This is a genomic window from Mesorhizobium sp. 01N446 (assembly GCF_056399285.1).
Map to the genome: position 1 here is coordinate 207,112 of NZ_JBFTRA010000002.1, position 13,950 is coordinate 221,061.

Sequence of the window (13,950 nt, forward strand, 5' to 3'; positions counted from 1 at the left end):
CCGACACCTTTGGGTGGTGTTATCCAAAACGGTCCGGGGACCGGAATGCCGAAGACCTGACGGACAGCCGAAGCCTTCGGGTCAAGGCCGTGTCGAAAGGTCCGACGCCATCGGCTCGCGGCCAGGCCCGCGGTGATGGTCAAGGCGCAGTGTCGCCGGCAAGGGAGGCTTCGGCATCCGGCGCCCGCTTCGCTGTCCCGCGATCCGCTCCCGAAGGCCCGCCACGGATCGATGCCACCGGTCCCCGGATCATTCGTGCCCGGAAGACGTGTGAAACGAGAAACGAAGGGAAGATCGACGCATGAGTTGACGCCTCGCATGGGGCCATGCCCGACAGGAGTAAGACAATGACTGTTCTCGACAAGGTTCTTGGACGCGAGCGCGTCCTCGTAAGGGAAAACGAACGTGCCCTCACCCTCTACAAGGGTGAGATCAAGGCCGTCCTGCTGCCGGGCGAGCACTGGCTCGCCAACCGGCGCGGCAGCCTGGAAGTGTCACGGCACGATCTGAAGAACCCGGAATTCGTTTCGGCATACGAGAAGGTGTTGTTCGACAAGCTCCCGGATGTGGCCGCGCGTCATTTCACCGTTGTTCGCACCGGGCGCACGGATGTCGCCGTCATCGAGCGTGACGGAAACCTGCATGCCGTTCTGGCGCCGGACCGCAAGCTTGTGCTGTGGACGGATGCCGGCCCGTGGACGGTGACGATGGTCGATACCTCGGGTGATCTGGCCATCGATCCAGCGGTCATGCGCCGGCTCGGCCAGGCCCGGAAGGCGGAGTTGATGTCGGTCCATCCGGTCGTCGACGGCCAGGCCGGACTGCTGTTTGTCGACGGTGTCCTGGTCCGGACGCTGGCTGCGGGCGTGCATGGCTTCTGGAACGTCGGACGCATGGTGCAGGTCAAGGTCGTCGACCTCAAGCGCCAGTCGCTCGATGTCGCCGGGCAGGAAGTGTTGACGAAGGATCGCGTGACGATCCGCGTCAACATCGCAGCCGAATACCGGGTCGTCGACCCGGTCAAGGCGGTGAGCGCCGTGAAGGACTTCTCCGAGGCCCTTTACCGTGCCCTGCAATACGCGTTCCGCAAGACGCTGGGGTCGCTGACGCTTGACCAGATCCTTGAAAAGAAGGTGACGGTCGACGAGGAAGCCGCGGCCAAGGTCCGTGCCGACATGGCCGAGATCGGCGTCGAGGTCAGCGATATCGCCCTCAAGGACGTCATCCTGCCGGGCGAGATGCGCGAGATACTCAACCAGGTGGTTTCGGCCGAAAAGCAGGCCGAGGCCAACGTCATCCGCCGCCGCGAGGAGACGAACGCCACGCGTTCCCTGCTCAACACGGCCAGGGTGATGGCGGAGAACCCGGTGATGCTGCGGCTGAAGGAGCTTGAGGCTCTGGAAACCATCGCCGGCAAGGTCGAACGGCTGACCGTCCACAACGGAACGGGCGGGCTGCTGAACGATCTGGTCAAGCTCCGCGACAGCTGATGCATGTCGCCCAAAAGCGGTTCCCCGTTTTGGGGAAACGACATGCATCGAAACAGAGACTAACCTGACGTAATGGGAAGGGCCGCCGGGTTGACCGGTGGCCCTTCTTGCGTTTCTTGGGCACGCTTCCCATCTGCGCCCGGACTATCAGGCCTTTTCCTGCCGGGAAAAACCGATTAGACAGCGCCCAAACCAGATGCGGACAGATTCCGCCCGCAAAGAAGGAAAAGCCCCTTGTCTACCACGAACTCCACCACGTTCGACAAAGTCGCCAAGATCATTGCCGACACCAGCGAGATCGACATCGACACCATCACGCCCGAAAGCCATACGATCGACGACCTCGGCATCGACAGCCTCGATTTCCTCGACATCGTCTTTGCCATCGACAAGGAATTCGGCATCAAGGTGCCGCTGGAAAAGTGGACCCAGGAGGTCAATGACGGCAAGGCTTCCACCGACGACTACTTCGTCATGAAGAACCTGTGCGCCAAGATCGACGCGCTGGTCGCCGCCAAGACCGCCTGACGCCGGTTGAGCGCTCGACCTTGACGCGCTCTGCCGCCTGACCCACAAAGCCGCCCATGAGCAGCCCCCGCGACGTCGTCATCACTGGTATCGGCCTTGTCTCCTCGCTGGGAGAAGGCCCTGACGCCCACTGGCAGAAGCTCGCGCAACCGGGCCTGCAGCCGGTGCTCGAAGCCGCGCGCTTCGCGCCTTACACTGTCCATCCGCTGCCGGAGATCGACTGGAACCTGCAGATCGCAAAGCGCGGCGACCAGCGGCAGATGGAGACATGGCAGCGGCTCGGCACGTATGCCGCCGGCCTTGCGCTGGACGATGCCGGCATCAAGGGCAATGACGAGCTCTGCACGACCATGGACATGGTGGTGGCCGCCGGCGGCGGCGAGCGCGACGAGGCGGTCGACGCCGCCATCCTCGCCGCTTCGGAAAGCCGCAACGACCGCGATGTGCTGCTCAACGAGAAGCTGACCACCGAATTGCGGCCAACCTTGTTCCTGGCCCAGCTTTCCAACCTGCTCGCCGGCAACATCTCCATCGTCCACAAGGTGACGGGCTCGTCACGCACCTTCATGGGCGAGGAAGGTGCCGGCGTCGCCGCCGTCGAAACGGCTGCCGCGCGCATCCGCTCCGGCCAGTCGACGCACATCCTGGTCGGCGGCGCTTTCCAGACCGAACATTCCGACATGCTGCTAGGTTACGAGCTTGCCGGCTATTTGCATCGCGGCCCCTGGAAACCTGTGTGGCAAAGACAGGGCGCCGAGGGTGGCGGCATCGTCACTGGATCCGGCGGTGCCTTCCTGGTGCTGGAGCAGCGCGAACACGCGACAAGCCGCGGGCGCAAGATTTATGCCGAACTCGGCCCGGTCGTCTCAGGCCGCGCCAGGCGGCCACGCGGAGAGCTCGATGCCGAGATCGCTGCGCTGCTTGGCCAGGCCGCGCTGCCGAACGGCAAGCTGCTTGCCCTGTCTGGGGCTTCAGGTGCGCATGCCGCAACCACCGCCGAGAAGGCAGCGCTCGACGCCAATCCGGGGATCGCCGCGCGCGGCTTCTCGACACTGACCGGGCACATGAAGGAAGCACAGTTTCCTTTCGCGGTGGCGCTGGCGGCACTCGCCGTCGACCGCAAGGCCGCTTACCCTGTTTTCGATGCCGCAGCCGAGAAGCCGTTTGAAGGCATTCCCGCAAGCGTCCTTGCAACGGCGATCGGCTATCACCAATTCGAGGGCATGGCGCTGGTCAACGCCGCGTAACGCGGCGCTCGCGGTCCATGCTGCAACGATAAACGCTCGAGGGCTCCCGGATGGCCAATCTGAACGATCACATGGGCAGGCCAATCGTCGCCGTCACCGGCATCGGCGTGGTCACCTCGCTTGGCGTCGGCAAAACCGACAATTGGGCGGCATTGACCTCCGGCAAGTCGGGCATCCACCCGATCACCCGCTTTCCCATCGATCAACTGAACACCCGCATCTCCGGCATGGTCGATTTCCTGCCGTCGAGTTCGAAAGGTGCCAGCCCGCTCACCTATGAGCTGGCCGAGCTAGCGGGCCTCGAAGCGGTGACCGAATCCGGTCTTGATTCCAGCGACTTCGGCGGACCGCTTTTCCTCGCATCGCCGCCGGTCGAACTCGACTGGGCCGAGCGCTTCTCGCTCTATAATTCTGACAAGGACAAGGATGACACCGCCGCCGAAAGACTGCTTCGGGTGGCGCGTAGCTTGAAAGAGCTGGATATTTTCGAGACCACCCAGTTCGGTTCGATCGCCGACCGCCTTGCCGACCGCCTTGGCACGCGCGGTCTGCCGATCACCCTGTCGACGGCTTGCGCTTCAGGTGCTACCGCGATCCAGCTCGGTGTCGAGGCGATCCGACGCGGCGAATGCGACCGCGCGCTATCGATTGGCGCGGACGGTTCTGCCACCGCCGAGGCATTGATCCGCTTCTCATTGCTTTCGGCGCTCTCCACGCACAACGACATTCCCAAAAAGGCATCGAAGCCTTTCTCCAAGGATCGCGACGGCTTCGTATTGGCCGAGGGATCCGGGGCGCTGGTGTTGGAATCGCTTGAGGCGGCATTGGCTCGCGGCGCGACCATTCTTGGCGTCCTCAGCGGTTGCGGCGAGAAGGCCGACGACTTCCACCGCACCCGCTCGAAGCCGGACGCTTCGCCCGCCATCGCCGCGGTTCGCGCCGCCCTCGCCGATGCCGGCCTGAGTGAAGACGAGATCGACTATGTCAACGCCCATGGCACGTCGACCCCCGAGAACGACAAGATGGAGCATCTGGCGCTGTCGACCGTGTTCGGAGAGCGGATTGGCTCGATGCCGGTCTCGTCGAACAAGTCGATGATCGGCCATACACTGTCCGCGGCCGGCGCTGTCGAGGCGGCGTTTTCGCTGATGACGATGCGCGAAAGCGTCATTCCGCCGACCATCAACTACGACAATCCCGACCCGGCGATCGTGCTCGACGTGGTGCCGAACAAGAAGCGCAATGCCGAGGTTCGCAGCGTCCTGTCGAACTCCTTCGGCTTCGGCGGCCAGAACACTTGCCTTGTCATGGCGCGGGAACCGGTCTAAGCGACCTTTCTCAGCCCACTGAACCGACAGGCCCAATGCGCGCATTGCAACTTATCGAGGATCGCCGTCTTGAGACGGTGGACCTGCCGCCTCCCCCGCCACCCGCACTCGGCGAAGTCACGCTGCGCATCAAGGCGGTGGCGCTGAACCATATCGATGTCTGGGGCTGGCGCGGCATGGCCTTCGCCAAGCGCAAGCTGCCGCTGGTCGTTGGCGCCGAAGCTTCCGGCGAGGTCGAGGCGGTCGGTCCCGGCGTGTCCAGCCTGCTGCCCGGACAATTGGTGTCGATCTACGGCGCGCGCACCTGCGGCCTTTGCCGGGCCTGCCGTGAAGGCCGTGACAATCTCTGCGAACATGTCTCCGGCGTCCACGGCTTCCACCTCGACGGTTTCGCGCAAGAGAAAATCAATCTGCCGGCGCGCCTGCTGGTCCCCGCCCCGCCCGGCGTGACCGATGTCGGTGCCGCGGTGGCTCCCGTCACCTTCGGCACGGTCGAGCACATGCTGTTCGACAACGCCAAACTCCAGCCCGGCGAAACCATCCTCGTCCATGCAGGCGGCTCCGGGATTGGTTCGGCGGCGATCCAGCTGGCCAAGCGGATGGGCTGCACCATCATCACCACGGTGGGTTCCGACGACAAGATCGACAAGGCCAAGGCGCTCGGCGCCGACCACGTCATCAACTATCGCGAAGACCGCTTCGAAGGCGTCGTGCGCAAGCTGACCAAGAAGAAGGGCGTCGATGTCGTCTTCGAACATGTCGGCGCCGACACTTTTGCCGGCTCGATGCTGTGCCTGAAGCGCGGCGGTCGTCTGGTGACCTGCGGCTCGACATCAGGCGTCTCAACGCAGATCAACCTGATGCAGCTCTTCCAGCAGCAGCTGAAACTGTTGGGATCCTTCGGCTGCCGCATGGAGAACATGGCCAACGCCATGCAGAAAATGGCGGCGGGACAGGTCGCGCCGGTCATCGACACCGAAGTCGGCTTCGACGATATCGATGCCGGGCTGAAGCGCATGGAAGGCCGCGACGTCTTCGGCAAGATCATCCTGCGCGTCGCCTAAGGCCTTGACCTCGGTGCTCAAGAAGTTTCGCCGCGATCTCAAGTTTCGCTACGGCAGGCAGTTGCGCCAGCTGAACTACTGGCTGGTTGCCCGCGCGGCGATGATCATCATCTCGGTTCTGCGCCTGCTGCCGGTCGACAGCGCGCTGAATTTCGCCGACCGCGTTGCGCGCCTCATTGGTCCCAGAGTCGGACGCCACCGGGTCGCCATCGACAATCTGCGCAAGGCCTATCCGGACAAGAGCGAAGGCGAAATCCAGGCCATCGCCTCCGATATGTGGGGCAACATGGCCCGCCTTGCCGCCGAATACATCTTCCTCGACGCCCTGTTCGACTATGACCCGGCCGCCAGCAAGCCCGGCCGCATCGAGGTCAAGGGAATAGAACATTTCGTCGAGATTGCCGCGGAGAAGCAGCCGCACATCGTCTTCACCGGCCATCTCGGCAATTTCGAGCTGCTGCCGGTGGCGGCCGCCACTTTCGGCATGAACATAACGGCGCTGTTTCGTCCGCCCAACAACCCCTACCTTGCCGACTACATCCTTTCGACGCGGCGCTCGACCATGGGGGCGCTGCTGCCGTCGATGGCCGGCGCCTCATTCGCACTGGCCGGTGTGCTGGAGAACGGCGGCAATATCGGCGTCCTCGTCGACCAGAAATTCTCCAACGGCCTGGATACGACCTTTTTCGGCCGTCCCTGCCAGAGCAACCGGGTGCTGGGCACGCTTGCCCGCCACTATGACTGCGACGTCTATCCGGCGCGTTGCATCAGATTGCCAGGCAACCGCTTCCGCCTCGAGATCGAGGACAGGCTGGTCTTGCCGCGCACCGCTGACGGCAGCGTCGACGTCCACGCCACCACCCAGATGCTGAACGACGTGGTCGAACGCTGGGTGCGCGAGGATCCCGGCCAGTGGATGTGGTTTCACAAGAGGTGGGAAATCAGCAACTGGCGACGCAAAAAGCAGCCGCAGGCAAAGGCGCCGGTCGCTGATCGTCTCCCCTGACGTGTTTGGCGCCAGCTTTTCCGGCTCTGATGGGCCTGCGATCCAGACATTCGTAACGTTACTGGTCAGGGAATCTTAAACGAGCGGGGCGCACATACCCCGGGAGATGTTCATCGACTGGGGTGGAGCCGTGGCATGACGAATATCGGAATGCCGCGCCTGGACCGGGATGGCCTCGAAGATCGTTCCTTCGGCCGTCTTGGCCGGGCATGGTCCCATATCCGTCAGCATGGCCTGCTGGAGCCGATAAGGCTCGTCCACCGGCATGGCCTCGGCGCAAGCCTTGGTTTTGTCCGGCGCAACATCAGGCATATCGTCGCCGACCGTCTCGCCCGCAAATGGGATCGCCGGCACGGTGTCGATACGGCCGGCTCGATCCAGCTCGGCGCCCTCAACGTCGTCGGCCCGCACCGCGCCATGGGCAACGAAGCCGTCTGCACTTCGCCCAGAACCTTCGACTTCATCATGAAGTCGCTGCCGCGCGATCTCGATGGCCGTACATTCATCGACATCGGTTCCGGAAAGTCGCGAACGCTGCTGCTGGCCTCAAGGTATTCTTTCGCCGAGATCATCGGCGTGGAGTTCGCCAGGGAATTGGTGGACATCGCCCGGAGCAACATCGAGCGTTTCAGGGAGCCATCGCAGAAATGCCGGGCGCTCAGCGTCGTCGAGGCCGATGCGGCCGCTTACGATTTCCCCGAAGCGCCGCTGGTGGTCTATTTCTACAATCCCTTTTCGAAGGACGTCTTCGATCTCGTGCTGAAAAATCTCGTCTCGTCGCTCGAACGGCGCCCGCGGGATTGCTTCATCGTCTATGGCAGCTCAAGCCACCGCGCCATCGATTGGGCAAGGCCCGCCATCCGCGAGACCGGCATTTTCCAGGAATTGCCCGTGCCGGCCATGCCCGGCTTCCTCGATGCGGTCCGCACCATAGACTATGCAGTCTTCCGGGCTCACGCCGCGGCGTAAATTCTGTCTCTGGTCTTCTGGATGAAACGGGCGATGGTGCGCGCGGCAAACGGCGTGCCGGCGGTGAAGCGCATCAGCGGACCAAAGCTGCCGACCGCGCTCGCACCGACGAAATGCAGGCCGGGAATACTGGATTCGAACCCTGTGGAGAGCAGCGGCAACCCTTCCCGGCGGGCAATCGCGGCAAGCATGGCGGGCGCGAACAGACCGAGCCTGGCAATATCGATCAGGTAGCCCGTGCCGAGCAGGACGTGATCGAAGCTGGCGGCATCCTTCTCGAACCGCAGTTCGATGCCGTTGTCCTTGGCGGACGCACTGATGATCCTGCTGCCGGCCCTGATCTTTATCCCGTCGAAATCCGGCTTCAGCCAGCCCGTGGCTCCGGCGCCGAGGCTGCGCCTGTTGAGCCCTGCCCGGGCCACCTCTGGAAACCGGTGAACGAAGCCTGGGACTTCGACCAGCCAGGAAATCGGGAATGGACCGACCCTGGAAGGCGATGCGAGCCGCTCCGACAGGAAATCGCGCAAGCTCCAGCTCTGCTTTCCCGACAGCGCCCGATAGCCCAGCCAATGGATGTCGCCATGGCAGACGAGTTCGACTTCGGCTCCGCTGCGTTTGAGCAGCACGGCGGATTCGCAGGCGCTCTGCCCACGCCCGATGACGGCGACGCGCTTGCCGCGGAAGGCCTCATAGCCAGTATGTTCGCTGGCGTGACTGACGAGATCGTGTGGGATTCCGTCGAAGACAGCGGGGACCAGTTGCTGGTTCATCAGGCCGGTGGCAACGACGACGCGACGCGCCTTGACGGCATCGCCATCGGCCAGCGCCAGACGAAATCCGCCATTCGTCTTCTCGACACGGTCCACCTTACGCGTATCCAGATCCGGAACCGCCTGCGCCTGGATCCACAATCCATAGTCGACGAAGTTTTCGAGCAGCAGTGGTTCGCGAGGCGAGATTCCAAGGATTTTTGCATAGGAGTCGAGCGAGAGCGGACCTTTGGTGTGGCCGATATAGGTCGCGTGCCAGGGCGAGCGCAGCCTCATGCCTCTCGGCATATGGTCGCGCCAGAACGACATCGCGCCGCCGAGGGTCAGCGTATCGACGCCTGCCGTCTTGAGGGCGGAAGCGACAGCCAGCCCGAATGGACCGGCACCGATCACGGCCACCTCGCGGTCAGTCCTGGGCGTGAAAACGGTCATGTCAGCGGTCTCGCCTGTCTGGTTCTGCAGCGGTGGAACTCACTCCGTCACGCCGCCGTCCTAAGCATTTCCCGGTTAAGATTGCGGAAAGTACCCGTCGCGTCAGCACTCTCCAGGCCGTCAAGGGCACGTCGATCAGGCCCGGCACCGGGTCATTCGCCTGGAAGGTCGCCCATGCCCGCACTTTGGCGAATGAGCTCAAATAGGCCCGCTTCGCCAGCCGGCCAGTTGAGATCAGCTTGGCGGCCGCCACCATGTCCCGAACCAGATACATCCAGGACGTGGCGGGCCGCGCCGGCGCTGTCTTTACCGTCTGGCCCGATTTGATCGCCCAAAGCATGGCGCCAAGATCGACGCCGGCGGCGGCGCCCAGCCCAAACCATGTCCAGGGCCGCGGATTGACGTCTAGCACCTTCATCGAACCGTCGCGCGCATCGCGCTTGAATTCGACCTCGACCAGTCCGTGATGCGCGATCGATCCAAGCAGCAGACGCGCGGCATCGATCAATTGCGGTTCGTCGACGACCTCCACGAAGGTGCTGGTGTAACCGAAATCGACCGGATATTGCCGCGCACGGCGGGCGGTGAATTCCGCCACCGGCGCGCCCTCGTTCCAGAGTGCGGCGTAGGAGAACTGGCTCTCGCCTCCGCCCGGTATCATTGCCTGAACCACGACATTGTCGCTGCCGATCTCTTCGGCAGCCCAGCTGTAGGCTGTCAAGAACGATGCCTGGTCATTGGCGAGAACGGCCTTGGCGCGCGCAAAATGGCTGCGACCCCCCATGTTCGGCTTCAGGATAACGGGAAAGCGAAGGTCGGCGGCCTCCGCCTGCTCGAGCGACCTGATCGCATAGGTCAGCGGAACGGCGAGCCCCAGTTCGCGCGCCCGGCGATAGAGCAGCGGCTTTTCGCAGACCCATTTCAGTTGCTCCCAAGGGGGCAGCACCACGTCGAATGCGGCGGACAATTGGTCGATCGATTGCGATGCGAAGCGAACTTCGGGATCTCCGCCGGCGATCAGCAGGAAGCCATTCAGCCTGTGAACCTTGGCCAGATCGAGCAGGAAGGTGACGGCACCACCGTCGTCGGGGCCGGGCCATGTCATTGTCCGCTGGGCATATCGCGAAAGGCTGGGCAACGGGGTGTCGTTGCTCACCAGCCAGACAGGCACTTTCTGAACGCCGAAGCTCCTGGCCAATGCCAGCGTCCCGTGCGCCCCGCCAAGAATGAGCACCCCGGCGGGCCGACTGGGAAGACGATCGTCCATCTGAGACTGGGGATGCATCTGTCAATTCCGGCAACGGCACGCAATGGCAGGTTTCCCGGCGAATCGATTGACCCGCCGGCAATATTTAAGCCGCCCCTAATAATTCAAACGCCCGGTACCGCCGATTGTCCCCAGTCAGGCCGTTGGCATGGAAAGCACACCCCTTATGCCTCGGCAATAGCCGTCCATCTCGGAACAGGTAAAACCTTGGCCGATTGTTGTTGCCTCAATAGGAAGTCTCACGCCGGGCTACGGCCCGGCAGCGAGAATTCGCGATTGCTCCTAGTTCGTCACGACAATGCGCGTGTTGCCGAAGCCCACTTCCCGCACCATGGAATAGAAGGTCGCGGCATTGGACGTGTGCAGCCGCACGCAGCCGTGCGAGGCCGGACGGCCGAGTTGCCTGACGGCGCCCGTCCCATGGATGGCATAGCCGCCATGGAAGAACACGGAATAAGGCATCGGCGACATGTCATACTTGCGCGAATACCACATCCGTGCGGTCCGCTGCGGTCGATACGTGCCGCGCGGCGTGAAATAGCCCGGACGCGCGGTCGACACGACCCAGCGATAAACCTCCGACCCGTACCGCACCGTCATCGTCTGTGACGACACGTCGATATTTGCTTCCAACATCGCCGCGTAACTTGCGGACGGCGTACCCAGCAGCGCGGTTGCCAACATCGCCACTGCCACGAGAAAGAACTTCTTCATGCGATCAAACCCCTTTGATTGCCCCTTGCCTGCTTGCCATCACGTTGTTTTTCACCTTTTTAATGGCAGTGAACGAGTAGCACACAGTCCTTGATCAATTCGCCAATCCAAAGCAGCGAATTTGAACGATTTCCCGCGATAGTTGCCGCAACGACACGCCGCACCGACTTGATCGCCGGCGGGCTTGCAATGCAACGTCGTTCGTTGCTCAACTCCCCCGATGAATGAGCGACTCCTGCAAGTAATCGATGACAGGCGCGACGATATCGTCGCGCTGACCGCCGACCTCATCCGTTTTCCGACCATCAATCCGCCCGGAGAAGCCTATCGGCCATGCGCCGAATATCTGGGCGCGCGGCTGAGGAAGCGCGGTTTCGAGACCGAATTCATCCGCGCCGAAGGCACCCCCGGCGACACCGATCGCTACCCGCGCGTCAACGTCGTGGCCCGTTTCGACGGCCGCTCACCCGGCGGCTGCGTCCACTTCAACTCGCATATCGACGTGGTCGAGGCCGGTGAGGGCTGGACCGTCGATCCCTTTGCTGGCGTCGTGAAGGACGGCCGGGTCTATGGCCGCGGCGCCTGCGACATGAAGGGCGGTCTGGCCGCCTCGATCATCGCCGCCGAAGCCTTCATGGACGTCTATCCAGACTTTCCCGGCGCCATCGAGATATCCGGCACCGTCGACGAGGAGTCCGGCGGCTTTGGCGGCGTCGCCCATCTGGCCGGGCTCGGCTATTTCTCAAAGCCCAGAGTCGACCACGTCATCATTCCCGAGCCGCTGAACAAGGACCGCATCTGCCTTGGCCATCGCGGCGTCTGGTGGGCCGAGATCGAGACCAAGGGCGAGATCGCGCATGGCTCGATGCCGTTTCTCGGCGACAATGCGGTGCGCCATATGGGCGCCGTGCTCAGGGCCTTCGAGGACGAACTGTTCCCGGCGCTCGACCGCAAGATGACGCGCATGCCGGTCGTGCCCGAGGGCGCCAGGCGCTCGACCATGAACATCAATTCCGTCCATGGCGGCCAGACCGAGGATTTTCGGCCCGGCCTGCCCTCGCCCAACGTGCCTGATTCCTGCCGGCTGACCATCGACCGCCGCTTCCTGCTCGAGGAAGATCTCGCCACGGTCAAGGGCGAAGTAACCGGCATTCTCGAACGCCTGAAGCGCGAGCGCAAAAAGTTCGATTATGAGATCCGCGACCTGATGGAAGTGCTGCCGCTGATGACCGAACGCGACGCGCCGGTGGTGAAGGCGGTGGCGCAAGGCATTCATGCGATCTTCGACCGCGAGCCGGACTATGTCATTTCGCCCGGCACCTACGACCAGAAGCACATTGCCCGCATCGGCCACATCTACGACTGCATCGCCTATGGACCCGGCATTCTCGACCTCGCCCACCGGCCGGACGAGTGGGTCGGCATAGAGGACATGGTCGAATCGGCCAAGGTGATGGCGATCGGCCTCAACGTGTTGCTGCGCGGCACGACCGGATGATCGGCCTGTCGCGCAAAAACATTTCTCCTGGCGCGGCGCGACAGCACGAAACGCAATTTACTCCCGCGCGAAATCACGCTTCTATCCCCGGGCTTGAGCATTTGAGCACCTTGAGCATTTGAGCACATGGGGAGTTCAGCGATGAAACTTTGGAAGACCCTTCTGGCCGCTGCCGTACTAGCGGTCGCGACCGCCACTTCTGCGTTTGCCGCACGGACCGATCTCGTCATCGGCATTCCGCTTGAACCCCCGCATCTCGACCCGACGGCGGGAGCGGCCGCGGCAATCAGGGAGGTCACCTACGCCAATGTCTTCGAGGGCCTGACCCGAATCGGCCCCAATGGCGAAGTCTTGCCGGATCTTGCCGAAAGCTGGACCATCTCCGATGACGGCAAGGTCTATACCTTCAAGCTGCACACCGGCGTGAAATTCCACGACGGCGCCGATTTCAGCGCCGACGACGTGAAGTTCTCGCTTGACCGCGCCCGCGCCGAAAACTCCGTCAACGCACAAAAGCAGCTCTTTGCCGCCATCGACAAGGTCAACGTGGTCGATCCCGCCACCGTGAAGGTGACGCTGACCCACCCGCAAGGCTCGTTCCTCTACAATATGGGCTGGGGCGACGCGGTGATCGTGTCGTCGAAATCGGCCGACACCAACAAGGAAAAGCCTGTCGGCACCGGCCCGTTCAAGTTCGAGAGCTGGGCCAAGGGTTCATCGATCACCCTGGTGAAATCAGATCATTACTGGGGCGCCCCTGCCTTCCTCGAAAAGGTCGAGTTCCGCATCGTTCCCGATGCCGCCGCCTACGTGCCTGCATTGCTTTCCGGCGACATACAGGCTTTTCCGTTCTTCGATGCCGACAGCGTCGCGCAGGTCAAGGATGATCCGCGCTTCAAGGTGGTGGTCGGCGCGACCGAAGGCGAGACCATCCTGTCCATCAACAACAAGAAGCCGCCATTCGACAAGCTGCAGGTCCGGCAGGCGATCTCCTACGCGCTCGACCGCAAGGCGATCATCGACGGCGCCTCGGCCGGGCTCGGCCTGCCGATCGGCTCGCATATGTCGCCGGCCAACAAATATTATGTCGACCTCACCGGCCGCTATCCGCACGACGTGGCCAAGGCCAAGGAACTGCTCAAGGCAGCGGGGCTGGAGAACGGCTTCAAGGCCACGTTGAAGCTGCCGCCGACCTCCTATGCGCGGCTCGGCGGCGAGATCATCGCCTCGCAGCTCCGCGATGTCGGCATCAACCTCGAGATCATTCCAGTCGAGTGGGCGCAGTGGCTGGACCAGGTGTTCACCAAGAAGGACTACGACCTGACCATCGTGTCCCATACCGAGCCAAACGACATCGATATCTATTCGCGCAAGGACTACTACTTCAATTACGACAACCCTGCCTTCAACAAGGTCATCGCCGATCTGGAGCAGACGTCCGACGAGGCCAAGCGCAAGGAATTGTATGCCCAGGCGCAGAAGATTCTGGCCGATGACGCGGTGGTCGGTTTCCTCTACGAACTGCCCAAGGTCGGGGTCTGGGACGCCAAGCTGCAAGGGTTGTGGGAAAACGCACCGATTCCCGCCAACGACCTGACCAAGGTGAAGTGGAGCGAGTGAGGTTCGTTTCGTCATCC

At 62.9% G+C, this 13,950-nt stretch carries 12 protein-coding genes; 9 read left to right on the forward strand and 3 right to left on the reverse strand.

Features of this window, described 5'->3' with window-relative positions; all coding sequences use genetic code 11:
* Positions 1-347 precede the first annotated feature (347 nt).
* The 7 genes from AC1DPX_RS09315 (at position 348) to AC1DPX_RS09345 (ending at position 7,632) form a co-directional block, all read left to right on the forward strand.
* Positions 348-1,490 (forward strand): slipin family protein, encoded by a 1,143-nt coding sequence (locus AC1DPX_RS09315; protein WP_477236082.1) that lies wholly within the window; start codon positions 348-350, stop codon positions 1,488-1,490.
* A gap of 234 nt (positions 1,491-1,724) precedes the next feature.
* Entirely contained in the window at positions 1,725-2,018 is a 294-nt protein-coding gene (locus tag AC1DPX_RS09320; protein ID WP_027029416.1) for an acyl carrier protein, read from the forward strand.
* 56 nt (positions 2,019-2,074) lie between these two features.
* On the forward strand, positions 2,075-3,265 hold the full coding sequence (locus AC1DPX_RS09325) for a beta-ketoacyl-ACP synthase (protein ID WP_096446918.1): 1,191 nt from the start codon (positions 2,075-2,077) through the stop codon (positions 3,263-3,265).
* A 50-nt stretch (positions 3,266-3,315) separates the two neighbouring features.
* Positions 3,316-4,593 (forward strand): beta-ketoacyl-ACP synthase, encoded by a 1,278-nt coding sequence (locus AC1DPX_RS09330; RefSeq protein ID WP_477236085.1) that lies wholly within the window; start codon positions 3,316-3,318, stop codon positions 4,591-4,593.
* A 35-nt stretch (positions 4,594-4,628) separates the two neighbouring features.
* Entirely contained in the window at positions 4,629-5,657 is a 1,029-nt protein-coding gene (locus AC1DPX_RS09335) for a zinc-binding dehydrogenase (protein WP_477236087.1), read from the forward strand.
* A 13-nt stretch (positions 5,658-5,670) separates the two neighbouring features.
* Positions 5,671-6,663 carry a lipid A biosynthesis lauroyl acyltransferase gene (locus tag AC1DPX_RS09340; protein WP_477236089.1) on the forward strand — a complete coding sequence of 331 codons (993 nt, stop codon included), beginning with the start codon at positions 5,671-5,673 and terminating at the stop codon, positions 6,661-6,663.
* 135 nt (positions 6,664-6,798) lie between these two features.
* Positions 6,799-7,632, forward strand: coding sequence for a class I SAM-dependent methyltransferase (locus AC1DPX_RS09345; protein WP_477236091.1), 834 nt, complete (start codon positions 6,799-6,801; stop codon positions 7,630-7,632).
* Here the strand turns inward: AC1DPX_RS09345 and AC1DPX_RS09350 are convergent.
* The 3 genes from AC1DPX_RS09350 to AC1DPX_RS09360 all read right to left on the reverse strand — a co-directional run bounded on the left by AC1DPX_RS09350 (position 7,617) and on the right by AC1DPX_RS09360 (position 10,815).
* The gene (locus tag AC1DPX_RS09350; protein WP_477236092.1) at positions 7,617-8,834 is read right to left on the reverse strand and encodes an NAD(P)-binding domain-containing protein; all 1,218 of its coding nucleotides are present in this window, start codon (positions 8,832-8,834) and stop codon (positions 7,617-7,619) included. The genes AC1DPX_RS09345 and AC1DPX_RS09350 overlap by 16 nt on opposite strands.
* Before the next feature lies 1 nt (position 8,835).
* Positions 8,836-10,119, reverse strand: coding sequence for a carboxylate--amine ligase (locus AC1DPX_RS09355; protein ID WP_477236094.1), 1,284 nt, complete (start codon positions 10,117-10,119; stop codon positions 8,836-8,838).
* Positions 10,120-10,383: 264 nt separating this feature from the next.
* The gene (locus AC1DPX_RS09360) at positions 10,384-10,815 is read right to left on the reverse strand and encodes a L,D-transpeptidase (RefSeq protein WP_202354005.1); all 432 of its coding nucleotides are present in this window, start codon (positions 10,813-10,815) and stop codon (positions 10,384-10,386) included.
* Between the two features lie 220 nt (positions 10,816-11,035).
* Between AC1DPX_RS09360 and AC1DPX_RS09365 the strand changes: the two genes are divergently transcribed.
* Together AC1DPX_RS09365 and AC1DPX_RS09370 are read left to right on the forward strand one after the other, a co-directional pair.
* Positions 11,036-12,313, forward strand: a complete 1,278-nt coding sequence (locus tag AC1DPX_RS09365; RefSeq protein ID WP_202354004.1) for an acetylornithine deacetylase/succinyl-diaminopimelate desuccinylase family protein — start codon at positions 11,036-11,038, stop codon at positions 12,311-12,313.
* A 141-nt stretch (positions 12,314-12,454) separates the two neighbouring features.
* Positions 12,455-13,933 carry an ABC transporter substrate-binding protein gene (locus AC1DPX_RS09370; protein ID WP_477236096.1) on the forward strand — a complete coding sequence of 493 codons (1,479 nt, stop codon included), beginning with the start codon at positions 12,455-12,457 and terminating at the stop codon, positions 13,931-13,933.
* Positions 13,934-13,950: the final 17 nt, after the last annotated feature.